The organism is Lysobacter firmicutimachus (genome assembly GCF_037027445.1).
GTDB lineage: Bacteria > Pseudomonadota > Gammaproteobacteria > Xanthomonadales > Xanthomonadaceae > Lysobacter > Lysobacter firmicutimachus.
This window is the reverse complement of the sequence record NZ_JBANDL010000002.1, coordinates 253,121-276,710: the sequence shown is the minus strand read 5'-3', so window position 1 is coordinate 276,710 and position 23,590 is coordinate 253,121. Positions and strand designations below refer to the sequence as shown.

Annotated in this window: 18 protein-coding genes; 9 read left to right on the top strand and 9 right to left on the bottom strand. The window is 71.3% G+C overall.

The window, feature by feature from the left end; translation table 11 throughout:
* Positions 1-31: 31 nt before the first annotated feature.
* Complete coding sequence (gene uvrD, locus V2J18_RS01340; RefSeq protein ID WP_064746566.1) at positions 32-2,209, bottom strand: DNA helicase II; 2,178 nt, start codon at positions 2,207-2,209, stop codon at positions 32-34.
* A 63-nt stretch (positions 2,210-2,272) separates the two neighbouring features.
* Here uvrD and V2J18_RS01335 point away from each other — a divergent pair, with 63 nt between their 5' ends.
* The gene (locus V2J18_RS01335) at positions 2,273-3,247 is read left to right on the top strand and encodes a M61 family metallopeptidase (protein ID WP_336130670.1); all 975 of its coding nucleotides are present in this window, start codon (positions 2,273-2,275) and stop codon (positions 3,245-3,247) included.
* 40 nt (positions 3,248-3,287) lie between these two features.
* On the opposite strand, the gene V2J18_RS01330 is transcribed toward V2J18_RS01335, so the two are convergent.
* Positions 3,288-3,932 carry a TIGR00645 family protein gene (locus V2J18_RS01330; RefSeq protein WP_064746568.1) on the bottom strand — a complete coding sequence of 215 codons (645 nt, stop codon included), beginning with the start codon at positions 3,930-3,932 and terminating at the stop codon, positions 3,288-3,290.
* A gap of 174 nt (positions 3,933-4,106) precedes the next feature.
* On the opposite strand from V2J18_RS01330, the gene V2J18_RS01325 reads away from it, so the two are divergent.
* From V2J18_RS01325 to V2J18_RS01310, 4 genes are all read left to right on the top strand, one after another.
* Positions 4,107-4,817 (top strand): glutathione binding-like protein, encoded by a 711-nt coding sequence (locus V2J18_RS01325; RefSeq protein WP_336130669.1) that lies wholly within the window; start codon positions 4,107-4,109, stop codon positions 4,815-4,817.
* A 79-nt stretch (positions 4,818-4,896) separates the two neighbouring features.
* The gene (locus V2J18_RS01320) at positions 4,897-7,113 is read left to right on the top strand and encodes a S9 family peptidase (protein WP_425606092.1); all 2,217 of its coding nucleotides are present in this window, start codon (positions 4,897-4,899) and stop codon (positions 7,111-7,113) included.
* Between the two features lie 33 nt (positions 7,114-7,146).
* Positions 7,147-7,578, top strand: coding sequence for a cytochrome c oxidase assembly factor Coa1 family protein (locus tag V2J18_RS01315; RefSeq protein ID WP_064746570.1), 432 nt, complete (start codon positions 7,147-7,149; stop codon positions 7,576-7,578).
* A 325-nt stretch (positions 7,579-7,903) separates the two neighbouring features.
* Positions 7,904-9,706: a DUF885 domain-containing protein gene (locus tag V2J18_RS01310; RefSeq protein WP_336130668.1), complete on the top strand. Its 1,803-nt coding sequence runs from the start codon at positions 7,904-7,906 to the stop codon at positions 9,704-9,706.
* Between the two features lie 1,069 nt (positions 9,707-10,775).
* Here the strand turns inward: V2J18_RS01310 and V2J18_RS01305 are convergent.
* Positions 10,776-13,037, bottom strand: a complete 2,262-nt coding sequence (locus V2J18_RS01305) for a serine hydrolase domain-containing protein (RefSeq protein ID WP_336130667.1) — start codon at positions 13,035-13,037, stop codon at positions 10,776-10,778.
* A gap of 263 nt (positions 13,038-13,300) precedes the next feature.
* On the opposite strand from V2J18_RS01305, the gene V2J18_RS01300 reads away from it, so the two are divergent.
* Positions 13,301-13,990, top strand: coding sequence for a helix-turn-helix domain-containing protein (locus V2J18_RS01300; RefSeq protein WP_186442626.1), 690 nt, complete (start codon positions 13,301-13,303; stop codon positions 13,988-13,990).
* Between the two features lie 100 nt (positions 13,991-14,090).
* Here V2J18_RS01300 and V2J18_RS01295 read toward each other — a convergent pair whose 3' ends face one another.
* From V2J18_RS01295 to V2J18_RS01270, 6 genes are all read right to left on the bottom strand, one after another.
* Complete coding sequence (locus tag V2J18_RS01295; protein ID WP_336130666.1) at positions 14,091-15,416, bottom strand: JmjC domain-containing protein; 1,326 nt, start codon at positions 15,414-15,416, stop codon at positions 14,091-14,093.
* The gene (locus tag V2J18_RS01290) at positions 15,413-16,606 is read right to left on the bottom strand and encodes a hypothetical protein (protein ID WP_336130665.1); all 1,194 of its coding nucleotides are present in this window, start codon (positions 16,604-16,606) and stop codon (positions 15,413-15,415) included. The genes V2J18_RS01295 and V2J18_RS01290 overlap by 4 nt, the downstream gene beginning before the upstream one ends.
* Positions 16,603-18,978, bottom strand: coding sequence for a DUF4135 domain-containing protein (locus V2J18_RS01285; protein ID WP_336130664.1), 2,376 nt, complete (start codon positions 18,976-18,978; stop codon positions 16,603-16,605). The genes V2J18_RS01290 and V2J18_RS01285 overlap by 4 nt, the downstream gene beginning before the upstream one ends.
* A gap of 58 nt (positions 18,979-19,036) precedes the next feature.
* Complete coding sequence (locus tag V2J18_RS01280; RefSeq protein WP_186442485.1) at positions 19,037-19,189, bottom strand: hypothetical protein; 153 nt, start codon at positions 19,187-19,189, stop codon at positions 19,037-19,039.
* A 64-nt stretch (positions 19,190-19,253) separates the two neighbouring features.
* Complete coding sequence (locus tag V2J18_RS01275; protein WP_336130663.1) at positions 19,254-19,415, bottom strand: hypothetical protein; 162 nt, start codon at positions 19,413-19,415, stop codon at positions 19,254-19,256.
* 394 nt (positions 19,416-19,809) lie between these two features.
* Positions 19,810-20,493, bottom strand: coding sequence for a YdcF family protein (locus V2J18_RS01270; protein ID WP_064746065.1), 684 nt, complete (start codon positions 20,491-20,493; stop codon positions 19,810-19,812).
* Between the two features lie 185 nt (positions 20,494-20,678).
* On the opposite strand from V2J18_RS01270, the gene V2J18_RS01265 reads away from it, so the two are divergent.
* The 3 genes from V2J18_RS01265 to V2J18_RS01255 are packed head-to-tail and all read left to right on the top strand — an operon-like array spanning position 20,679 to position 23,585.
* Complete coding sequence (locus V2J18_RS01265; RefSeq protein WP_336133032.1) at positions 20,679-21,878, top strand: beta-ketoacyl-[acyl-carrier-protein] synthase family protein; 1,200 nt, start codon at positions 20,679-20,681, stop codon at positions 21,876-21,878.
* Positions 21,875-22,708, top strand: coding sequence for a beta-ketoacyl synthase chain length factor (locus tag V2J18_RS01260; RefSeq protein WP_064746063.1), 834 nt, complete (start codon positions 21,875-21,877; stop codon positions 22,706-22,708). The genes V2J18_RS01265 and V2J18_RS01260 overlap by 4 nt, the downstream gene beginning before the upstream one ends.
* Positions 22,701-23,585, top strand: coding sequence for a glycosyltransferase family 2 protein (locus V2J18_RS01255; protein WP_336130662.1), 885 nt, complete (start codon positions 22,701-22,703; stop codon positions 23,583-23,585). Before V2J18_RS01260 ends, V2J18_RS01255 begins: the two co-directional genes overlap by 8 nt.
* Positions 23,586-23,590 lie beyond the last annotated feature (5 nt).

Genomic DNA, 23,590 nt, shown 5'->3' with positions numbered 1-23,590 from the left:
CTACCCGATCGAGCCGCTGCGGCCGGCCCGCTCAGGCCGGCTGCAGGTTCGCGTACGCCAACACCAGCCACTTGCTGCCGGCGTCGTCGAAATTGACCTGCACCCGCGCATGCGCGCCGCTGCCCTCGTAGTCGGTGACCGTGCCGGTGCCGAAGCTGGGATGACGCACCTGCGCGCCCAACCGCACCGGCGGCGCCTCGATCGCGGCATGGCCCGGGTCGCGGCGCGGCGCGGCGTTGTACATCGGCCGCGACACCTGCACCTTGGGCCGCACTTCGTTGAGCAGCGCGGTGGGAATCTCGCGCAAGAAGCGCGAGGGCACGCCGAACATGTCCATGCCGTGGATGCGCCGGGTCTCGGCGTAGCTCAGCACCAGCTTCTCGCGCGCGCGGGTGATGCCGACATAGGCCAGGCGGCGCTCCTCTTCCAGGCGTCCGGACTCCTCGGTCGAACGCCCGCTGGGGAACAGCCCTTCTTCCAGCCCGCCGAGGAACACCAGCGGGAACTCCAGGCCCTTGGCGCTGTGCAGGGTCATCAGCTGGACCCCGTCTTCGCCGGCCTGGGCCTGGCCCTCGCCGGCTTCCAGTGCGGCGTAGCTGAGGAACGCGATCAGCTCCGGCATCGCCGCCGCGTCGTCCTCGTCGCTGCGGGTGAAGCGCGAGGCCACCGAAACCAGTTCGTCGAGGTTGTCGGTGCGCGAATCGAGCTGCCCGCGCGATTCGTTGGCGTAGTGGTCGCGCAGGCCCGAACGCTGCAACACGTGGTCGATCTTCTCCTGCAGCGGGATCTCGGCCACGTCGGCCTGCAAGGCGTCGATCAGCGCCGCGAAGCCGGCCAGGGCGTTGCGCGCGCGCGCCGCCAGCACGCTTTCGCCGGACACGCGACGCGCGGCCTCCCACAGCGACACCGCGTCGGCGCGGGCGCGCTTGCGCACCTCGTCCAGGGTGCGCTCGCCGATGCCGCGGGTCGGCGTGTTGACCGCGCGTTCGAACGCGGCGTCGTCGTCGCGGTTGGCGATCAGGCGCAGATAGGCCAGGGTGTCCTTGATTTCGGCGCGCTCGAAGAAGCGCTGTCCGCCGTAGACCCGGTACGGGACCTGTTCCGACAGCAAGGCTTCTTCGTAGGCGCGCGACTGCGCATTGCTGCGATAGAGCACGGCGACATCGCCATAGCTGCCGCCGTCGCGCACCCACTGGCGCAGGCGCTCGACCACGAAGCGCGCCTCGTCCATCTCGTTGTAGGCCGCGTACAGGTCGATCGGCTCGCCGTGGCCGGTGTCGGTCCACAGCTTCTTGCCGAGCCGGTCCGGGTTGTGGGCGATGACCGCATTGGCGGCGTCGAGGATGTTGGCGCTGGAGCGGTAGTTCTGCTCCAGGCGGATGGTCTGCGCGCCGGGGAAGTCGCGCAGGAACCGCTGCACGTTCTCGACCTTGGCGCCGCGCCAGCCGTAGATGGCCTGGTCGTCGTCGCCGACCACGAACACATGGCCGGTCTCGCCGGCCAGCACGCGCACGAAGGCGTACTGGATCGCGTTGGTGTCCTGGAACTCGTCGACCAGGATCTCGCGGAACCGGGTGCGGTAGTGGCTCAGCAGGGCCGGGTTGTCGCGCAGCAACTCGTGCGCGCGCAGCAGCAGCTCGGCGAAGTCGACCAGGCCGGCGCGCTCGCAGCGCTCTTGGTAGGCCTCGTAACAGCGCAGCATCACGTCCGACCAATCGTCGCCGGCGGGCTGGATGTTGCGCGGGCGCCGGCCCTCGTCCTTCTGGGCGTTGATCCACCAGGCGATCTGGCGCGGCGGGAACCGGGTCTCGTCCAATTCCAGCGCCTGCACCACGCGCTTGACCAGGCGCAGTTGGTCGTCGCTGTCGAGCACCTGGAAGCCTTCCGGCAGTTTGGCCTCCTGCCAGTGCAGGCGCAGCAGGCGATGGGCCAGGCCGTGGAAGGTGCCGATCCACATGCCGCGCGCGCCGCGCTGCAATTGCGCATCGACGCGCTGGCGCATTTCGCCGGCGGCCTTGTTGGTGAAGGTCACCGCGAGGATGCCGTGGGTCGGCACGCCGAAGACTTCGTTGAGCCAGGCGATGCGATGGGTCAGCACCCGGGTCTTGCCGCTGCCGGCGCCGGCCAGGACCAGATAATGGCCGGGCGGCGCCGAAACGGCTTCGCGCTGGGCCGGATTGAGTGCGTCGAGCAGGTGCGATACGTCCATCCCGCTATTGTAACGGCGATGCCCGCGGGAACCTTCCCGGCGCCACGGAGATCCAAGCCGGTCATGCGGTCCCGTTCCCCCTGGTTGCGCCGTCTCGCGGCCGTCGCGCTCGCCGCGGCGACGCTGTGCGCACAAGCCGCGGCAGCGGACGGAGACGTGCACGAGGACATACGCGAGTTTGGCGACGGCGCGCGCCGCCTGCGGGTCACGGTCGAGAACGCCGCCGACCCGGTCCGCGCCGCGCTGCTGCAGACCTGGCTGGAGGAATGCGTGCGCGCCGCGCTGACCGCATTCGGGCACTTGCCGCTGGAGCGCGCGCAAGTGCGCATCCGCGAGGTGCCGCCGGGCCGCGACCGCAGCCCGGTGCCCTGGGGCCAGACCCGGCGCGACGGCGACGAGGTCGCGGTGCTGCTGTTCGTGCGCGCCGATGCCGGGCTGGACGAGCTGCGCGCGGACTGGACCGCGGTGCACGAACTCTCCCATCTGTTCCACCCCTTCCTCGGCGACGACGGCCGCTGGCTGGCCGAGGGCCTGGCCAGCTACTACCAGAACGTGCTGCGCGCCCGCGCCGGCCTGCTCGGCGCCGACGAGGCCTGGCGCCGGCTCGAAGCCGGTTTCGCGCGCGGACGCCGGGTCGGCCCCGGCGCGCGCATGGACGCGATCGGTCGCGATCGCGGCAGCACCATGCGCGTGTACTGGGCCGGCGCCGCCTACTGGCTGGACGCCGACGTGATCCTGCGCCGCGACCACGGCAGCAGCCTGGACCGGGTGCTGGCGCGCTATGCGCGCTGCTGCCTCGACGGCCAGGCCGAACTGAGCGCGCAGCAGTTCGTCGCCGCGCTGGACCGCGCCGGCGGCGAGGGCGTGTTCGCGCGCCTGTATCGGCGCCACGCCGCGCTGCGCGAGTTTCCTTCGCAGGCGGCGAGCTATCGGGCGCTCGGCCTGGAGGTCGAAGACGGTCGCCTGCGGCTGTCGCCGCGCGCCGACGCGGCGCGCCTGCGCGCGGCGATCATGCGCGCGCCGGCGGCAGCGCCTTGAATGGTGCGGCGCGCCGGTCGCGGCGCGCCGCCGGCGAGACTCAGTGCGCCTTGGCCGGCTTGCTGTGCGCGGCGCTGCTCATGAGCTTGTCGGTCCAGGCGATGCCGATCGCCGAAATGATGAACAGGAAGTGGATCAGCGCCTGCCACATCACGCCCTGCTCGGTCAGCTTGCTGCAGTTGGCGGTGGCGTTGGCCACGCCGTTGGCGGTCGCCGCGGCCGCGGCCTGGGCGGCCGCGAAAGCCTGCGGCGTGCCGCACAGCGGCAAACCCAGGTCGCCGGCGCCGATGAAGGTCTTGAGCAGGTGGATCGAGGAGATGCCGATGATCGCCATCGCCAGCTTGACCTTGAGCACGCTGGCGTTGACGTGGCTCAGCCATTCCGGCTGGTCCGGGTGGCCCTCCAGGCGCAGGCGCGAGACGAAGGTCTCGTAGCCGCCGACGATCACCATCACCAGCAGGTTGGAGATCATCACCACGTCGATCAGGCCGAGCACGATCAGCATGATCGACTGCTCGGTCAGCGTGGCGGCGTCGTGCACCAGATGGATCAGTTCGCGCACGAACTGGAATACGTACACGCCCTGGGCGACGATCAGGCCCAGGTACAGCGGCAACTGCAGCCAGCGCGAGCTGAAGATCAGGGCCGGCAGGGGATTGAGTCGGTTGATCTTGGGATCGGACATGGGTTACTCGTGAAATCAGACAGATACAGCGCCCAAGAGTAGCCCGCGACGAGGCCCGCCGTCATGTCGGGGCGCCCCGGGGGCGGCCGGCGGCACACGCCATTCCATCGGCAAGCCGGCCCCGCGCGCCGGACCGCACTTACACTGCGGCCTTTGCCAGCGGAGTCATCCCCCATGATCGACCTGCACTACTGGCCGACCCCCAACGGCCACAAAATCACCCTGTTGCTGGAAGAAGCCAACGCCGACGGCGCCGGCCTGGCGTACTCGATCAAGCCGGTCGACATCGGTGCCGGCGACCAGTTCAAGCCCGATTTCCTGCGCATTTCGCCCAACAACCGCATGCCGGCGATCGTCGACCACGCCCCGGCCGGCGGCGGCGCGCCGCTGAGCGTGTTCGAATCCGGGGCGATCTTGCAGTATCTGGCGGAAAAGACCGGCCGCTACGGCGGCGAAACCGCACGCGACCGGGTCGAGATCGCCGAGTGGCTGTTCTGGCAGGTCGGCGGCTACGGCCCGATGCTGGGCCAGAACCATCACTTCAACCGCTACGCCCCGGAAAAGGTTCCGTATGCCATCGACCGTTACCAACGCGAGACCGAGCGCCTGTACGGAGTGCTGGACCGGCGCCTGGCCGGGCGAGAGTTCGTCGCCGCCGATACACTCAGCATCGCCGATTTCGCCTGCCACCCCTGGACCCGCGAACACGAATGGCATCACGTCGACCTGGCCCGCTACCCGAACGTCCGGCGTTGGTACGAAACGCTGGCCGCGCGGCCGGCGTTCGTGCGCGCTTACGAGATCGGCAAGGCGTACCGCGCCGACAAGACCATGACCGACGAGATGCGCAAGCATCTGTTCGGCACGCCCGCGCCGACGCCCTGACGGCGCGCTCTACGCCCGCACCGGAACTTTCGCCCGCATGAAACCGCGCCTGTCCCGCCTCGCCTTCTGCCTGCTCGCCATGTCGCTGACCGCCCCCCCCGTGCTCGCCGCTCCCGCCGCCCCGGCCACCGGCGACGGCCGCCTGACCCTGGAAGCGCTGACCGGCGACGCGCCGCTGTCGGGGCCGAGCCTGGTCAAGCCGAAGATCGCGCCGGACGGCAGCCGGGTCGGTTTCCTGCGCGGCAAGCAGCGCGACAAGAACCGGCTCGACCTGTGGGCCTACGACATCGCCAGCGGCAAGACCCGGTTGCTGGTCGATTCCGACGACGTGCTGCCGGGCGAGGAAGTGCTCAGCGACGCCGAGAAAGCGCGCCGCGAACGCCAGCGCATCGCCGCGCTGTCGGGCATCGTCGACTACCAATGGTCGCCGGACGGCAAGCGCCTGCTGTTTCCGCTCGGCGGCGAGCTGTACCTGTACGATCTGAGCAAGAGCGGCAAGGCCGCGGTGCGCAAGCTGACCCACGGCGAGGGCTTCGCCACCGATCCCAAGCTCTCGCCCAAGGGCGGCTATGTCAGCTTCGTGCGCGACCGCGACCTGTGGGTGATCGACCTCGCCGACGGCAAGGCGACCCGGCTCACCTCCGACGGCAGCGACACCATCGGCAACGGCGTGGCCGAGTTCGTCGCCGACGAGGAAATGGACCGCCATACCGGCTACTGGTGGGCGCCCGACGATTCGGCGATCGCCTATGCGCGCATCGACGAATCCCCGGTGCCGATCCAGAAACGCTACGAGGTCTACCCCGACCGCACCGACGTGATCGAACAGCGCTACCCGGCCGCCGGCGACCCCAACGTGCGCGTGTCGTTGCGCGTCGCCCCGATCGGCCGCCGCGGCGGCGCGCCGCGCGAAGTCGACCTGGGCAAGAACCCGGACATCTACCTGGCCCGGGTCGACTGGCGCGATCCGCAGCGCCTGACCTTCCAGCGCCAGTCGCGCGACCAGCACACCCTGGAGCTGATCGAAACCGAGCTGAGCAGCGGCAAGCAGCGCGTGCTGGTCACCGAGACCAGCAAGACCTGGGTGCCGCTGCACAACGACCTGCGCTTCCTCAAGGACGGCCGGATCCTGTGGAACAGCGAGCGCAGCGGCTACGAGCACCTGTACCTGCTGTCCGAGGACGGCCGCGAGGCCACCGCGCTGACCTCGGGCGAATGGCCGGTGGACAGCCTGCTGGCGGTCGACCAGGCCGCCGGCCAGGTGTACTTCGCCGCCGGCAAGGACTCGCCGTTGGACAGCCAGATCTACCGCGTTCCGCTGGCCGGCGGCGCGATCGAGCGCGTGTCCCAGGCCGAGGGCTATCACTCGCCGAGCTTCGCCGACAACGCCAGCGTCTATGTCGACGCCTGGTCGAACCCGACCACGCCGCCGCAGTTGGAGCTCTACCGCAACGACGGCAGCCGCATCGCGGCGCTGATCGACAACGATCTCGCCGACCCCGAGCATCCGTTCGCGCCCTATCGCGCGGCGCAGCGGCCGACCGAGTTCGGCACGATCCCGGCCGCCGACGGCCGGACCGCACTGCATTACAGCCTGATCAAGCCGACCGGCTTCGACCCGGCCCGTCGCTATCCGGTGGTGGTGTACGTCTACGGCGGCCCGGCCACGCAGACGGTCAAGCGCACCTGGACGCCGGACTTCAACCAGTACCTGGCCCAGCAGGGTTATGTGGTGTTCTCGATCGACAACCGCGGCACTCCGCGCCGCGGCGCGGCCTTCGGCGGCGCGCTGTACCGCCAACAGGGCACGGTCGAAGTGGCCGACCAGCTGGAGGGGGTGAAGTGGCTGAAGTCGCAGCCCTGGGTCGACGGCGCCAAGATCGGGGTCTACGGTTGGTCCAACGGCGGCTACATGACGCTGATGCTGCTGGCCAAGGCCAGCGACCAGTACGCCTGCGGCGCCGCCGGCGCGCCGGTCACCGACTGGGGCCTGTACGACACGCACTACACCGAGCGCTACATGGACCTGCCGAAGAACAATCCGGACGGTTACCGCGAAGGCCGCGTGCTCGAACACCTCGACGGCCTGCGCTCGAAGTTGTTGTTGATCCATGGCATGGCCGACGACAACGTGCTGTTCAGCAACTCCACCGTGCTGATGAGCGCGCTGCAGCAGCGCGGCCAGCCGTTCGAGTTGATGACCTATCCTGGCGCCAAGCACGGGCTGCGCGGCCGCGATGCCCTGCATCGCTACCGCCTGACCGAAGACTTCTTCGACCGCTGCCTCAAGCGCTGACCACACGCCCACGCAACGAACGGAATCGACTGCATGAACGCTCCCCGCCCCGCCCGCGCCGCCGAAAAACCCTGGGTCCAGCGGCATTGGATCCTGCTGCTGATCCTCAGCCTGGTGCTGATGATCGCGTTGTCGGGCGCGGTGGGGCTGGGGATGATGTACCTGTTCATGTCGTCGATGAAGGACTCCGAGCCCTACCGCGAGGCGATGCGGCGCACTCAATCCCACCCGCGCGCGATCGCCGCCCTGGGCCAGCCCATCGAACCCACCGGCACCATCCTCGGCGCGGTCGAGCAGAAGGACGGCGGCGCCGCACAGTTGTTCATCTTCGTCCGCGGTCCGCGCGGCAAGGCCGATGTGCAAGTCGAAGGCACCTACCGCGACCGCGCCTGGGACTACCGGGTGATGCAGGTCGATATCGACGACAGCCACGAGAACATCGATTTGCTTGAGGGCGGGGATTAGGGATTCGGGATGGGGGATTGGCATAAGCGGTGGGCTGCTCGTGTGGGAGCGGCGCGAGCGACGGCCATCAAAACGGTGACATACCGCGCGGCTTGGGTAAGCCAATTTTTCCCAGGGCGAAACCGAGCCCCCAGGCTCGACGGCTGCGCTTGCGTGCGGCGCCGCGGTTGATCGCGGCTGAGGACCGGAGCAAGTCCCGTGGGACGCCGCTCCTGCAGGGGTTCGCGCGGGGAAACGAGCGGGCCATCGCACGCATGACCTTCGGCGCTTGGCTGGGGTCGGGCCAGCGCCGATGCTGGCCGGCAATCATCCACCGGGACCGCCCATGAAGCCGCTCGTCCTCGCCGTCGCCCTGGCGCTGTCCGCGCCCATCCTCGCCCACGCCGCCGACGCCGCTCCCGCTGCGGCCGCTCCCGCCGCCAAGCCGGCCCCGGCCTGGGTGACCCAGAGCAACGAATACACCCAGATCTTGATCAAGGCCCAGGGCCAGTTCTCGCCCGAGCAGATGTCGTTCTTCGGCGTGCCCGGCTACGACGACAAGGTCAGCGACCTCAAGCCCGAGGTCGGCAAGCGTTTCCGCGCCGCGATGGCCGAGGCCAAGCGCGAGCTGCAGGCCAAGCTGGCGACCGAGCGCGATCCCAACGTGCGCCAGGACTTGGAGATCCTGATCCAGGCCGCCAGCGACAACATCGAAGGCAGCGCGCTCAACGAACGCCTGGTCCTGCCGTGGTTCGATGCGCCGCAGACGGTGTTCTCGGGCATGCGCGCCCTGCTCTCCGACCAGACCCCGCCGGAGCGCCGCGCCCGCGCGCTCGAACGCCTGCAGGCCTACGTCGGCCTGGCCCCGGGCAGCCAGCCGCTGACCGTGCTGGCGCGCCAGCGCTACGAAGAGCGCCTGGCCGACAAGAACCTGCTGCAACCGACCAAGCTCGAGGTCGATCAGGCGCTGGGCAATGTCGACACCTACGTCGCCGGCATCCGCAAGCTGTTCGAGAAGTACAAGGTCGAAGGCGCCGAGCCGGCGCTGAAGGCGATGGAGACCCAGCTGCGCGAGTACGGCCAATGGACCCGCACGGCAGTGCTGCCCAAGGCGCGCAGCGACGCGCGCCTGCCGCCGGAGCTGTACGCCTATTCGCTCAAGCAGTACGGCATCGACGTCGACCCGCAGCTGCTGATCCGCCGCGCCCAGGTCGAGTTCATGGAAACCCGCGCGGCGATGCGCCAGCTCGCGCCGCTGGTGGCCCAGGCCAAGGGCTTGAAGGTGGCCGACCCGCACGATTACGTGGCGGTGATCCGCGCGTTGAAGCAGGACACCATCCCCAACGATCAGCTCGAGCCGCGCTACCGCAAGATCATCGACGCGATCGACCCGATCATCCGCAAGGAGCAGATCGTCGACGTGCCGCAGCGGCCGATGGTGATGCGCCTGGGCAGCGAGGCCGAGTCCGCCGCGCAACCGGCGCCGCACTTCCTGCCCGCGCCGCTGGTCGGCAACACCGGCCAGCAGGGCCAGTTCGTGTTGCCCGTGGCGGTGCCCAGCCCCGGCGGCAAGGCGCTGCAGTACGACGATTTCAATTACGAGTCGGCGGCCTGGACCCTGTCCGCGCATGAAGGCCGCCCGGGCCATGAATTGCAATTCACCGCCATGGTCGAGCGCGGCGTGTCGCTGGCGCGCACCATGTTCGCGTTCAACTCGGTCAACGTCGAAGGCTGGGCGCTGTACGCCGAAGCCGAGATGGTGCCGTACGAGCCGCTCGACGGTCAGCTGATTGCGCTGCAGTTCCGCCTGTTGCGCGCGGCCCGCGCCATCCTCGACCCGATGCTCAACCTCGGCCTGACCGACCGCGCCAGCGCCGGCAAGGTGCTGTCCGAGCAGGTCGGCTTCTCCGAGGCGATGACCAAGCAGGAACTGGACCGCTACATGTTCAACGCACCGGGCCAGGCCGGCAGCTACTTCTACGGCTACAGCCGGATCCTGGAGCTGCGCATGGAAACCGAACTCAAGCTCGGCGACCGCTTCGACCGGCTCAAGTTCAACAACTTCCTGCTCGACCAGGGCCTGCTGCCGCCGGGCCTGCTCGGCCAGGCGGTGCGCGAGGAGTTCGTGCCGCAACAGAGCAAGCGCTGAACGACCCGGCCCGCAAACGCCGGACGAAGGCCGCGGCGCGAACCGCGGCCTTCGTCGTTTTCGCTGCGGTCCGCCTGTAGGAGCAGCGCAAACCTCGACCAACCGAAATTACGCACGCAAACTCATGCCGCCGAAGCCCGGCCCACCGGACACGTCTCCCGCAAGTTCGAGCTTCGAGAACCCACCTGGTATCGCACGGCTCCGGCGGTCGCGGCTTACGCCGCTCCTACCAGGGATCGCCGCGAGATCGGCGCATGGCGGTCGCGGCTCGCGCCGCTCCTACCCCAACAGCTGCGATGCGGCTCTTGCCGTTGCCGTTGCCGTTGCCGTTGCCGTTGCCGTTGCCGTTGCCGTAAAGAGCTTGGCGCCGCATCGATCTTGCGAGAACGCCCTCAAGCCCCGAAGGGCGGCCCACAGGGAGGCGGGCCGTGCGCAGCCAGGCCAGGGAGGGCCTGTGCGGAGCAGCCCTGCGCAAGTTCCGAACCATAGTGGCTCTTGATCCGAAACAGCCATGGCGTTTTCTTTGGTTACTTTTGACCGAAGGAAATCCAGTAGGACTTTGTCGCCCTGGACAAAGAAAGTGACCCGGCCGCTTGCGGACGGAAGCTTGGCTTTGCGCTTTGCGTCTTAAAGCCTCAGAGGCCTTCGAACGACAAACGCCGCGAGACCGCACGAGCGCAGTCGCGGCTTACGCCGCTCCTACAGGAGGCCCCGGACTAAGACGCGGCGAGAGTGAAGGATGGCGGTCGCGGCTTGCGCCGCTCCTACGCCGCGAGGGTTTCGAGCTTCGATTGATGGCGAAGGCGTTGATTTCTCTGCGCGTCCCGTGGTCGCGGCTTACGCCGCTCCTACAGGGGCCAAGGAAAAAGACGCGGCGAGCGGGAGCGCGCGCGGTTGCGGCTTGCGCCGCTCCTACCCCGCGAGGGTTTCGAGCTTCGATTGATGGCGAAGGCGTTGATTTCTCTGCGCGTCCCGCGGTCGCGGCTTGCGCCGCTCCTGCAGGGGCCAGTGCCAAGGCGCGACGCAATCGCAGGGGGCGCGGCTTGCGCCCGCCTCCTGCGGCGAGGACTCAATAGACCAGCGCCGGCGTCACCGTCTTCAACGCGAACACCGCCCAGACCGTCGCCGCGCACGCCAGCGCGATCGCCACCGCGCACGCTCGTCGCAGGCGATGCGGTGGCGAGCGCCACAACCGGTGCGCATACAACACGGCGACCGTCGCCGTCGCGACGCTCATCAGCCCCAGCGCCTGCGCCAGACGCAGCCAACCGTCCAGGCCGCCGTCCAGCATCCGCACCGAGGACTCGATGCGGGCCAGGATCCACGCCCACAGCGACACCAGCGCGACGTTGGCGACGACGCCGGCCTGCAGCCAACGGCGCCAGCGCAGCGCCCGCGCGTCCAGGCCCAGCCCACGGCGCAAGTGCCGGCGCACCAGCGCGGCGACCGGCCACAGCACTACAGCCGCCAATTGCAGCGCGAATGCCAGCCCCAGCACCGGCAGCACCCACGCCGGCGAGCGCCAGGCCGGCACCGGCTGCAGCCACATCGCCGCCGGCACGTCGTCGCTGCTCACCGCGATCACTTGCTGACCGCGCAGCTTGGCCGCCAGCAGGCTGTCGCCGCCCACCTCCTGCCACAGATAGGGGCCGACCTCGCGCCAGCGCTTGGGCCGGCCGTCCGTCGTGCGCAGGGTCGACACGCTGACCGTGGCGTCGTCGTGGACACGGATGCTCGCGCCTCCGAGCAAGCGCGCGATGGCGAGGAAGTTGCTCGCCGAGCTGCGGCTGTTCTCGTAATGCCCGGCGATCTGTTCGCCGTGCAGGCGCGCGGTGGCCAGGGTCGGCCGCGCCGGCGCCGACGAGGGGAAGTAGCGCCGGATCACGCCGTCCACCAAGTCGCGGTGCAGCGCGCGGCCGGCGCGTCCCGGACCGCTGGCGGAGACGAACAAGCCGACGCCGTGCTCCGGCAACAGCACCAGCATGCTCTGGAAGGCCTCGGTCGCACCGCCATGGCCGATCGCCAACGGGCCGCGCCCGTCGCGACGGAAGAAGCCCAACCCGATCGCGTCCAGGCCGGCGATCGGCCGCCAGTTTGCCGCGTGCAGTCGCTGCACGCTGTGCGGCTGCAACAGCACGGCATCGCCGTAACGGCCCGCACCGAGCTGGGCGTTCATGAACGCCGCCATGTCCTGCGCGGTCGCCGACAGGCTGCCGGCGGGCGCGGGATTGACGTACTCGAAGCCGATCGGCGGTCCGCCGGCCGTCGCATACCCCTGGGCCAGGTCCGCCGCCAGCCCCTTCGGCAGCGGCTGGCGGAAACTGGAATGGCGCATGCCCAGCGGCGCCAGGATGCGGCGCTCGACGTAGTCGTCGAACGGCAGTCCGGACACGCGCTGGACGATGTAACCGGCCAACGCCGCGCCGTAGTTGGAATAGGCCGGCACCCGGCCGGGCGGATAGATCCGCTGCGGCTGCACTTCGCGCAGATAGCGCCCGAGCGGCTGCAAGTGCGCCGCGTCGCGCGCGAACAGATGCTTGGTCGATTCCTCGAAACCGGCGCTGTGGGTCATCAACTGGCGCAACGTCGCCGGCTGGCCGGCGTAGTCGCGGATACGGAAGTCCAGGTATCGGTTGACGTCGGCATCGAGATCGAGCCGGCCCTGTTCGACCAATTGCATCACCGCGGTCCAGACGAACAACTTGGACACCGAGCCCGGCCGCACCAGGGTGCGCGCCGGGTCCATCGGCCGGCGCCGGGCGAGGTCCGAATAGCCGTAGCCCTTGGACAGCAGAGTCCGGCCGTCGCGCACCACCACGACCACCGCACCGGCCAGGCCGCCGCGCGCCAGCGCGGACGGCACCAGGCCGTCGACGTAGGCCTCCAGGTCGGCCGCGCTCACCGCCGGCGCCGGCAGGCGCGTACCGGGCTCGAGCAGGATTGCCCCGTCGGCCGCCGCAGGCTCGGCCAACGCCGCCGGCAGCTCGATCGGCGGCGGCAGCTCGATCAGGACCGGCGCTCGCGCCGCGCCGGCTTTCGGCGCCGGGATCACGTCCAGCGCCAGCGCCTGCGGATCGATCGCCTCGGCCGGGGCGGCAGGTGCGATGCGCGCCTCGACCGGCGATGTGCGCAACGGCACCGGCATGGTCGCGGCAGGGAAGGCACCGGGCGCGGCCGGCGCCGGCGCGTCGGCGGACATCGGCGGCGGGTCGGGCCGCACTTCGGCCGGGTCCACCGGCCGCGGCGCGGGCTGCGCCCAGACCCCGGCCCCGCACAACCCGGCCGCCAGCAGCGCCGCCAGCCAACCGCTCTTGTTCGCTCTCGCCTTCATTCGTCCCCCGCAAGCCCTCGGCGCCAAGATCCGTGCGGAGCCCTCCGGCCCGCGACGCGATGTGATGGCGATCAGAAACCGTTCGCAACGCCGCGCGCAGTGTACGCGCTCGGCGCGCGCGGCCCTCGCCTGCGTTCGCGCTGCGCGCGCATTTCGCCTTTCGCAAAATCGCTTTTGCCTGCATGCGACGGGGCCGTCCCCCGCTTGGCAAGGCCCCCGCGGCGCGCCTAGAGTCGTTGCAGGCAACCTTTACGGCCGCTCCCATGCCCGCCATGCGCAGCAAGCACGTAACCGCCGTCGCTCCCAGCGCCCACAATCCCGGCGTCGCGCTGCGCGCGCTGCGGCGGCAGCGCGGCTGGACGCTGGCCGAGATCGGCGCGCGCACCGGCCTGCCGATCTCCACTTTGTCGAAGATCGAAAACGGCAAGATGTCGCTGAGTTTCGACAAGCTCACCCGCATCGCGCAGGGCTTGGAAGTCGACATCGGCGAACTGTTCGCGGCGCCGGCGGCGAGCGGCAGCGACCAGTTCGCCGGCCGCCGCAGCATCACCCGCGCCGGCGAGGGCTATGCGATCCGCAGCGAGCATTACGATCATCGATATCCGGCTTCGGAACTGCTCAACAAACGGCTGGTGCCGATCATCGTCGACGTGCATGCGCGCAGCCTGGACGAGTTCGGCGAATTGATCCGCCACGCCGGCGAAGAGTTCGCGCTGGTACTGGAAGGCTGCGTCGAGATGCACAGCGAGCTGTATGCACCGATGCGCCTGGAGGTCGGCGATTCGATCTACTTCGACAGCTCCATGGGCCACGCCTACATCGCCGCCGCGCCCGGCCCCTGCCGTCTGCTCGCAGTGTGTTCGGGCAACGAAAACCATCTGCGCGCAGCGCTGTCGAACCGTTACGCGATCGAAGCCCCGCGCGAGGCGCAGCCGCACCGGCTGTCCGGCTGAACGGCCGCGCGGGGTCCGACCGCGCGCACGGCGGCGCGCGAATACCCGTCACAGCGGCCGCAAACGGCGGTCACGGCGCCGGATTTTCCCGATCGGAAAATTATTCGCGGCCGCGCCGCACTTGCAGCGCGCCGGTCGCCAGCAGCCAGCGCAGCACGCTCTCGCGTTCGCCGCGGCCGCGACGGCTCGCATCGCGCACGGCCTCGGCCGGGCCGAGGGCGCCGCCCGCGCGCAGCCGCGCCAGCAGCGCCCGCGCCGCGGCGGCATCGCCGTCCAGGCGCAGGCCGTGGCCGTCGGCGGCGAAACGCCAGCCGCCGCGCTCGCGCCGCTGCAACACCACGCTGTCGGGCCGCAGCGCCAGCCGCGCCGATGCCGGCGGCCGAGCGACGCGCCGCAACGGCGGCACCGGCTCGAAACCGCCGGCCGACCAGCGCTGCAACGACACCGCGCCCACCCGCGCGGCCAGCGCCGGCGCCTGCGCCGCGGCGCGAAGCAAGCCCAGCGCCGCCTCCAGGGCCGGCGGCAACTGCGGCGGCAAATGCCCCGGCGCGGGCGCGGCAGCGTCCCACAGCGCCGCCACCCCGGCCGGCATGCGCGCGCGCAGCAGCGGCGCGGCCGGATCGACCAGGGATGCGGCGTCGCCTATCTCGACCAGCAGGTCCTCCAGGTCGTAGACCGGCCGGTGCTCGGTGCGCGGTATGCCGATGTTGACGCTGGTCGAGACGCCGCCGCCGACGCTCTCGCCGACGTGGTAATAGTCGGCCGGCCAGTACAGCAGGTCGCCGGGGCCGGCCTCGACCAGGAACGAGGTCGCCAGATGCGCGCGGTAGTCGGGCAAGGTCGACACCGCCTCGGTCCACGGCTTTTGCGCCCAGAAGCGCATGCGCTTGCGGCCTTCCACCGGCACCATGAAGGTGGCGAAGCGATCGCGGTGCACGCCGACCGGCGTCGACTCGTAGTTGCCGTGGAACAAGGTCGTGATCGCCCCGGTCAACGGCAAGCCGGTGCGTCGCCACAGCGGCGCGAAGAATGCGCGCTCGCGCCGCCACAACGGCCGGTGGAAGGAATGAAAGGCGCTGATCACCAGGGCGTAGCGGCGCGCGCCGAGCGTGTCGAGCATGCGCCGCCGATAGCCGGCCAACGAACCGTCCGCGGCCTGCGGCATCCACGGCGCAGGATCGAGTTGCTGCAAGCGGTCCAAGGTCACCACCGCATTGTCCGGATCGCCCGGCAGGCGCGCGCGGCTGCGCCGGGTCGCCACCAGGGCGCTGCGATAGACCTCGTCGAGGCGAAACGGGCCCGCGCGATCGAGCACGCCCTTGAACAGCACCGGGCGCCGGTCCCAGTCTTCGCCCGCGAACGTGTCCCAGTCCAACGCGTCGCGCTCGATCGGCGCCTGCGGCGGCAGCACGAAGGGGCCGTTCATGCCGATGCCCGCTCGCACTGCAGCGCACGCAGATCGTGCAAGCGCTGCAACAAGGCCAGCGCCCCCGGGTCGATGCGCCGGCGCGGCCCTGCGCACAGCTGCGCGACCGTCGCCGCGGCCGGCTCGTGCAACGCCCGCCACAGCGCCTGCGCCCGCGGATGCACCGGCACCGAGAACACATGGCCGTTGACGGCCCACCACTCTTGCGCGCCCTCGGCCAGCCGCAGCAGGGGGCTGCGCCGGTCCAGGCGGACGCGGTCGGCCGGCCTCAGCGCATCGTCCGCGCGCGGCGGCGGTGGCGGTTCCAGGCCGGCCGCGCTGGCGCGCGCAGCCCAACTGGCGCGCAACGCGCGCTCCAGCGCGCCGCCGGCCACCGCGCTGCGCATCTGCGCGGCGACCGCGCGCAAGGGCGCGATCGCATCGCGGCCGCGCGCACGTGGCGGATAGTCGAGCATGGCGACTTCGGCCTGCGTGCCGAGTTCGGCGTCGACCAGGTCGGCCAACAGGTCCTTGACCGCTACCGCCGCTTCTTCGCCGCCGACCGGAATGCTCACCGCCAGTCCGAGCGTCGTGCCCCGATCGGCCTCTTCGACCCAATGGCCCGCCGGCCAGTACAGCGCCTCGCCCGCATCGGCGCACAGCGTCCGCCCCGCCGCGCCTGCCGCGCGCGGACGGGTGCGGCGGCAACGCGCCAGGCAACCGCCCAACAGCGGCAGGCGCAGACTCGCCGCGGCCGGCTCGACTTGCGGCCCGCGCGTGGCGGCATCGGCGTCGCCCAGCCACAAGGTCGCGGTCAACGCCAGACTCGGCTGACCGACCTGCGCGAACAAACCGGCCAGGGCCGCGCGCGCCTGCGCCCAGAGTTCGTAATCGAGAAACAGCGGCTGGGTCACCCGCAACTGGAATCGGCGCCCGTCCAGCCGCGCCCGCACCCGCTGCGCGTATCCGGCCGGATCGGCGTCTTCGGCGCCGGGCAACAGATCGCCCGGCGCGCGCATCCAACCGCCGTCTACGTAGAAACGCACGTCCGGCAAAGCCAGAAAGCGCGTGCCCGCGCGGAACGGCTGCGCCGCGCGGCGCACCAGCGCGTAGGCCCGGACCGGATCCAACGCCGGCGCAGCGCCCGGCAAGCGGCAGGCGCGACGCCCCCAGTGCGCGCGCAAGCCGCTCCAGTCGATCGGCGCGCTCATCCGCGCGCCGCCGCGAACTGGCGCCGGATGCGCTCGGCGTACTCGGCCAACGGCTCCAGTCCCATCGCCAGGCGGCGGTGGTCGACCTGGCCCGGGCGCTCGATCGGACAAGGCTCGAACCCCTGCCCGCGCCGCCGGAACTTGGTGCCGTAGCGCTGCTTGCGCCCGCGCTGCACGCGCAGGGCGTCGGTCAGATAGGCCAGTTCGCGCAGTGCCATGTCGCCGGCGCGCGCGGCCGCCGCGATCAGCCGCAGGCAACGGTCCTGAAACGCCCGCGGTCCGTCGGCATGTTGCAGCAGGCGGCAGGCCGCCGCGGCCGCGGCCTCGCCGACCAGGGTGCGTCCGGGCCAACCGTGACGATCGACCACCGCCTGCAACCATGCCATCGATTCCCGCACATGCGCGTCCAGCCTGGCCTCCAATGCCGGATCGGCGAAACCGCCGTCGGTCCAGGGCGTGCGCAGGGCCGCGTCGATGCGGTCGATGCGCAGCAGGCGCGCGGCCATCGCCTCGGCGTCGTCTTGCGGCGCAGCGGGCTCGGCCGGCGCCGCCAAGGCCTCCACCCGCAGGCCGACCTGCTCGCCCTGCCAGCGGCAGATCACCCGGCGGTCCTGCCGGGCCCAGTCGAAACACGCCTCGCCGTCCTGCGCACCCCACCATTGCAGGCGCACGCCCAGGCGCGGTTCGTGCAATTCGCCGCAGACGCCGTGCGCCGCGCTCAGATCGGCCATCACGTGGGCGATCGCGTCGCGCGCCGCGACCGCCAGATCGAGCAACCCGAACCCCTCGCCGCGCGCGCGCGCCGGCTGCGGATTGAGCTGCGCGCGCGGATGCGGCAAGCGCCCGGCGACGGCGTGCGGCGTCCCGGGGGGCGGCGGCAAGGTCAGCAACGGCGCCGGCCGGTCGAGCCGGGTGTAGAAGTACGGCACGTCGCCGCGGCGCAGCTGCGCGCGCTCGGCGGCGACATAGCCGCGCAGGTCCGGTGCGGCACCGGCGAACGGATCCAAGGCCTCGGCGTACGCCGGGGTCGGCCGCAACAACACCCGGGTAAGGCGCCCGCGCAATCGTCCCCCCACGGCGGCGCCCAGCGCGTCCCGATGACAATGGATGCGCATCCACAGATCGAACAAGCCGCGCAGGAAATCGGGCGCATAGGCGCCGTAGCCGACCCGGCCGTCGCGATCGGCGACCAGCCCCGGCGCGCTCTCGCGCCGCCAGGGCCGCGCCACCGCGCACAATCGCGCCGAGCCGTCGTCGGCATCGAAGAACGCCCAGTCCGGGCCTTCGCTGTCGCCGCGCCCGGGATCGCGCTCGAACCCGGCCGGATAGCGGCCGCGGTCGCGGTCGCCGACGGTCAGGCCGGTGTCCTCCAGGCCCTGGACCGGAAACAGACAGACCTCCAGGTCGACCGGCAACAACTGCGGGCGACCGCGGCGCAGGCCGCAGACCACATTGCCCGGCCCCAGGTCGACCAGGCCGAAGCCGAAGCAGGCGCCGGCCAATGCGCCGGCGTCGCGCCACAGACGTCGCGCCCGGGACCGGCTCAAGCGTACGGCGCGCAGCGGCCCGCCGCGCACGCGGCCGTAGCCGGGCGGCGCGCCGATCCACTCCTGCCACAGATAGTCGCGATCGCGGCCATCGCCATGAAAACTGTTCAGTGTCGGCAGCCGCAGCGCAGCGGGGCCGCCGCGCAGGCCATTGATCCAGGCGAATACGCCGTCGGCGCCGAGGAAGGCGATTTCGGCATCGGCCGGCCGCGGCTTGTAGGCCAGGGCGACGCCGTTGTCCCAGGTCGCACGCAGCACCCGCTGGCCACCGTGGTGGGTTTCTTCCGGATGCGCCCACAACGCCGCGACGCGGCCGTCGGCCCCGGCCTGCCGCTGCAGCGCGCCGCTGCGCAGATCGCGCCGCAGCCGGCGCAGGAACAAGGCCAGGAACTCACGGTGGCGCTCGCGCAGAGCGCGCAGGCGCGCTTCCAGGCGCGGGCGGCGCGGCGCCAGGCACCAATGCAGGGCGAGGTCGAGCACCGGCGCATGCAACTCGCCGTTGTCGAGCGCCAGCGCGGACGGCGCCACGCGTCGCGCATGCGCGCGCGCCAGCGCGGCGCAATCGCGATCGAGCGCATCGAGAAAACGCAGCCAGGGCGCCAGACGCGCGTCGTGCAAGGCCGCGCCGATGCGGCGCGCCGCACGCGCGCCGCGCCATGCGCGCAAAGGGACGAGCAAACCGTCCTCGCCGATGCGCGCGCGCCGCGGCCACCACCAGGCCGAGCCGCCGCCGGCCACAGCCGCCAGCAGACGACGGGCGGCAGGCGAAGCGGGCGGCGCCGCGCGCGCAGGCGCGGGCGCGAGGTCCAGCAGGGATTCGCTCATCGCGCCGCGTCGCCCTCGCAACGGCGCGGCCGGCGCGAGGCGCCGGCCGCGGTGCCGCTCACGGAATGCAATAGATGCGGCGGCAGGTGGCCGGCACGAAGCTCGCGCCGGAAGCGGCCTGCTTGCGCAGTTCGCCGATCGCCAGCGCCGGTACGGCCTGGCGCTGCTTGGACGCGGTGGTCGGGGCGGGCTTGGACTTCTTCATCTTCATCGGACCATCTCCTTCGACGGTTGGCGAGCCGCAGCGCGGATGCGCCGCAGCCAGGGACGCAGGATCAGACGCAGTAGATGAAACGACTGCACGAACGCGGCGCGTACGAGGCCGAGGCCGAGGCCGGCGCGTGCTTGCTCAGCGGCGCCGAAGTCGGTTGCAGCTTGACGCGCGGGACCGGTGCGACGACCGGTGCGGACGCTTTCGCGGTACTGGATTGCTTCACGATGGCTCTCCTTGAACGACGCGTTGCGACGCGCGGAGAGACACCGACGGCGACTCCGCGCACGAGCGCTTCGCGGCGTACCGCGCGTACCTCCGTACGCCCGCAGCGAAGCTGCCCCGACTCTAGCCCATGCCCGCGCGGCCTTCGCCGCCACGCACGCAAACCGTGAGCGGCTTCGCAACGCGGCCCCCGCCCCGGAATCGGGCGACGCCGCCGCCGTACCGTCCGGGACCCGTAAAAAAACCTGGAAAACAAGGAAAAACGACATCCGTCGCCCCCGCACGGACCGCCCCGGCGATGTGCGCCCGCAGCATCGCCCCAATCCTCAATCCCCAATCCCCAATCCCCAATCCCGAATCCCCAATCCCGAATCCCGAATCAGCGAATCAGCGAATCAGCGAATCCGCTCGAGCATGCGCCGGTTGCCGATCAGCCGCGCCCAGCGCGCGCCGATGTCGCTCATGCACACGTAGGCCGCTTCGCCGGCCAGGCGCAACAGCATGCGCGGGCTCAGCTGCAGCCGCGGCTCGGCCGCGCACAGTTCCCAGTCGTAGCCGAGCTGGCGCGCGAACAAGGCGCAACGCGCCAAATGGTAGCGGCTGCTGAGCAGGGTCACCCGCGAGCGCATGCCCTCGCCGAGCAGTGCGCGGGCGTTGCGCAGGTTCTGCAGGGTGTCGCGCGATTCGGCCTCCAGACGCAACGGCGCATCGGCGGACAGCCCCCGCGCGAGCAGCCCGGAACGGGCCAGCTCGGCTTCGGTGGGCTCGTCGTCGGCGCCGCCGCCGAGCAGGACCACGCTGGCCGGCGGCCGTTCGCGCCACAACGACACCGCACGGTCCAGGCGCGCTTCGAAATCGTGGTCCAGGCGTCCGCCCGGCGCGTGCTTGCCGAACAGCAACACGCACTCGCCGCGCTCGGGCTGACAGGGCGCATTGCGCGCCACCCGCAGGACATGGACGAAGTAACCGACGTAGACCAGGCCGGCGCTGAGCACGCAGGCGGCCGACGCCACCGCCGCGACGTGCAGCACGTCGCGGTCGCCGAACAACGACAGGCGATGGGACAGGCGACTGCTCATGCGATGCGGCGCGAAAACCTCGGCGACCTGTGTGGACGAAAACCCGGGTGCGCGCGGCGGCGGCCGATGAAGCGTTCAGCGCGCCCCGCCGGGGCGGTCCGGCGGGCCCCGCGGCCCCCTCGCTATACTGCCGGCGGTTCCCCTCGCCCGATTCTACCGACTACGTGACGTCCGCACCCGCTCCGATGCCGCCGTTGGCGGTCCGCGCCTATACCGCCACCACCGCGCTCGGCCGCGGCCTGGAGGCCCAGGCTCAGGCCCTGCGCGAGCGCCGCAGCGGCCTGCGCCGCAACGATCTGGTGCCGCTGGCGCCGGGCGAAGCACCGCTGGACTGCTGGATCGGTCGGGTCGAGGGGCTGGAGGAGGCCGCCCTGCCGGCGCCTCTGGCCGACTGGGACTGCCGCAACAATCGCCTGGCCTGGCTGAGCCTGCAAGCCGACGGCATGGAAACGGCGATCGCCGCCGCCGTCGCGCGCCACGGTGCCGAGCGGGTCGCGGTGATCGTCGGCACCTCGACCTCGAGCATCGGCGCCACCGAGGAGGCCTATGCGCGGCTCGGCGACGACGGTCGCTTTCCTGAGGACCTGGCACGGCCGTCCCTGCATACCCCGCATTCGCTCGGCGCCTTCGTCGCCGCGGCCACCGGCCTGCGCGGCCCCTGCGTGACCGTGGCGACGGCCTGCTCGTCCAGCGCCAAAGTGTTCGCCCAGGCCGCGCGCCTGATCGGCGCCGGGCTCGCCGATGCGGCCCTGGTCGGCGGCGTCGACACCTTGTGCGGCAGCGTGCTGTTCGGCTTCAACTCGCTGCAGTTGGTGTCGACTGCGCCCTGCCGCCCGTTCGACGCGCAGCGCGACGGGTTGTCGCTGGGCGAGGCCGGCGGCTTCGCCGTGCTCGAACGCCTCGACGCCGGCGACGAGGCCGCGCTGCAACTGTGCGGCTACGGCGAGTCCAGCGACGCCCACCACATGTCCTCGCCGCATCCGCAAGGCCTGGGCGCGCGGCTGGCGATGCGCGACGCTCTCGCCCGCGCCGGCATCGACGCCGGCCAGGTCGGCTATCTCAACCTGCACGGCACCGCCACGCCGGCCAACGATTCGATCGAGGCGCTGGCGGTGGCCGGGCTGTTCCCGCCCGGCCTGCACGCCAGTTCGACCAAGGGCTGGACCGGGCACACGCTCGGGGCGGCCGGCATCGTCGAATCGGCGATCGCCCTGCTCGCGCTCGAGCGCGGTCATCTGCCGGGCACGCTCAACAGCGTCGCGCCGGACCCGGGCAACGGCCCGCAGATCCGTTTCGCCGACGCCCGCACCGAGATCCGCTACGCCATGAACAATTCCTTCGGCTTCGGCGGCAACAATTGCTCGCTGGTGTTCGGCCGCGCATGAGTTCCGCCGTCACGCAACCCCGCACCGGCGCGTCTGCCGGCCTGAGCGCCATCGTCGAAGGCATCGGTTACTGGAGTCGCGGCCTGCCCTCGTGGGCGGCGGCGCGCGAGTTCGTCGCCCACGGCAGCGACGCCGAAGCGGCGCCGAGCCGGCCCTCGCCGCAGTTGCTGGCGCCGAACGAGCGCCGGCGCGCGCCGGATACGGTCGCGGTGGCGCTGGAAGTGGCCCTGGCGGCCTGCCAGGACGCCGGCCGCGATCCGGCCAGCCTGCCGTCGGTGTTCGCCTCCAGCCACGGCGACATCGCCATCACCGACTACATGTGCGCCACCCTTGCCCGCGAGCCGCGCACGATCTCGCCGACCCGCTTCCACAACTCGGTGCACAACGCCGCCGCCGGCTACTGGACCATCGGCGCCGGTGCGATGCGCCCGGCGACCGCGATCAGCGCGCTCGAAGCCAGCTTCGCCCAGGGCCTGATCGAAGCGCTGGCGCAACTCGCCGCCGGCGACGAAGCGGTGCTGCTGGTCGGCTACGACGGCGCAGCCACCGGCCCGCTGCAGGAAGTGGCGCCGAGCCGCGGCCTGCTGGGCGCCGCGCTGGTGCTGGCGCACGTGTCGTCCGCGGCGCACGGGCCGCGCCTGTCCGCGTGGATGGACGACGCCGATGGCGAGCCCGCTTGGCCCAACGGCGGCAAGCTGTCTGGACGCGAAACCGGCAACGCCGGCGCGCCGATGTTGGCCTTGTTCGACGCCCTGGCCTCGGGCCATGATCGGCTCGCACTGCCGGCGGGCGCCGGCCGGATTCTGCGGGTGGAGTTCGCCCATGACTGATCTCGCCGGGTCGCCGCGACGCGACGCAGCCGCCCCGGGCAACGCCGCCGACCGACCGCGCGCCGCGCGGCTGGACCGCAACAACGTCGCCGTGGTGATTCCCGCGCTCAACGAAGCCCTGCGCATCCGCGAGGTCGTGGAAGGCGCGCTGGCGCAGTGCCCGCACGTGATCGTGATCGACGACGGCTCCGACGACGGCACCGGCGAGCGCATCGCCGATCTGCCGGTGACCGTGTTGCGCCACGCCCAGCGCCAGGGCAAGGGCGCCAGCCTGCGCGACGGTTTCGCCGAAGCCTTGCGGCGCGGCTTTCTGGCCGCGGTCACCATGGACGGCGACGGCCAGCATTCGGCCGGCGACATCGCGCGCCTGATCGACAGCGCCAATCGCCATCCCGGCCACATCGTCATCGGCGCGCGCCTGCGCAAGCGCGCGGCGCAACCGACCTACCGCCGGCTGGCCAACAATTTCGGCGATTGGGGCGTGGCCTGGGGCACCGGCTACCAGATCGCCGACAGCCAGAGCGGGCAGCGGTTGTACCCGGCCGAAGTCATGGCCTTGCGCGAGGTGCCCGGCGAAGACTTCGTGTTCGAGGCGCAGATCCTGATGTCGGCGGCGCAGCAGTTGGGCACGCGCTGCGTCTCGGTGCCGATCGAATCGCGCTACCGGAGCCAGGATTCGGACGAGCAGTTCCGCGCCAGCCATTTCAAGCCGCTGCGCGACTTCACCCGCATCACTTCGCACATCGTGCTGCAGTGCCTGCGCCGCGGCGGCGTACCGGCGATGTACCGCAGCATCCGCGCCAATCCGCCGCTGATCGACGATCCCAGCGGCGAATTCGCCTCCGCGCCGGCCAAGCCGCAGACCCACCTGCGCTGATCCCC

Bases quoted from the DNA above. Each gene is read 5' to 3' on its own strand.
- V2J18_RS01330 (WP_064746568.1), bottom strand. From the start codon at position 3,932: ATGTCCGATCCCAAGATCAACCGACTCAATCCCCTGCCGGCCCTGATC.
- V2J18_RS01280 (WP_186442485.1), bottom strand. From the start codon at position 19,189: ATGAAGATGAAGAAGTCCAAGCCCGCCCCGACCACCGCGTCCAAGCAG.
- V2J18_RS01260 (WP_064746063.1), top strand. From the start codon at position 21,875: ATGAGTTCCGCCGTCACGCAACCCCGCACCGGCGCGTCTGCCGGCCTG.
- V2J18_RS01300 (WP_186442626.1), top strand. From the start codon at position 13,301: ATGCCCGCCATGCGCAGCAAGCACGTAACCGCCGTCGCTCCCAGCGCC.
- V2J18_RS01315 (WP_064746570.1), top strand. From the start codon at position 7,147: ATGAACGCTCCCCGCCCCGCCCGCGCCGCCGAAAAACCCTGGGTCCAG.
- V2J18_RS01320 (WP_425606092.1), top strand. From the start codon at position 4,897: ATGTCGCTGACCGCCCCCCCCGTGCTCGCCGCTCCCGCCGCCCCGGCC.
- V2J18_RS01270 (WP_064746065.1), bottom strand. From the start codon at position 20,493: ATGAGCAGTCGCCTGTCCCATCGCCTGTCGTTGTTCGGCGACCGCGAC.
- V2J18_RS01295 (WP_336130666.1), bottom strand. From the start codon at position 15,416: ATGAACGGCCCCTTCGTGCTGCCGCCGCAGGCGCCGATCGAGCGCGAC.
- uvrD (WP_064746566.1), bottom strand. From the start codon at position 2,209: ATGGACGTATCGCACCTGCTCGACGCACTCAATCCGGCCCAGCGCGAA.
- V2J18_RS01325 (WP_336130669.1), top strand. From the start codon at position 4,107: ATGATCGACCTGCACTACTGGCCGACCCCCAACGGCCACAAAATCACC.
- V2J18_RS01290 (WP_336130665.1), bottom strand. From the start codon at position 16,606: ATGAGCGCGCCGATCGACTGGAGCGGCTTGCGCGCGCACTGGGGGCGT.
- V2J18_RS01265 (WP_336133032.1), top strand. From the start codon at position 20,679: ATGCCGCCGTTGGCGGTCCGCGCCTATACCGCCACCACCGCGCTCGGC.
- V2J18_RS01310 (WP_336130668.1), top strand. From the start codon at position 7,904: ATGAAGCCGCTCGTCCTCGCCGTCGCCCTGGCGCTGTCCGCGCCCATC.
- V2J18_RS01285 (WP_336130664.1), bottom strand. From the start codon at position 18,978: ATGAGCGAATCCCTGCTGGACCTCGCGCCCGCGCCTGCGCGCGCGGCG.
- V2J18_RS01335 (WP_336130670.1), top strand. From the start codon at position 2,273: ATGCGGTCCCGTTCCCCCTGGTTGCGCCGTCTCGCGGCCGTCGCGCTC.
- V2J18_RS01305 (WP_336130667.1), bottom strand. From the start codon at position 13,037: ATGAAGGCGAGAGCGAACAAGAGCGGTTGGCTGGCGGCGCTGCTGGCG.
- V2J18_RS01255 (WP_336130662.1), top strand. From the start codon at position 22,701: ATGACTGATCTCGCCGGGTCGCCGCGACGCGACGCAGCCGCCCCGGGC.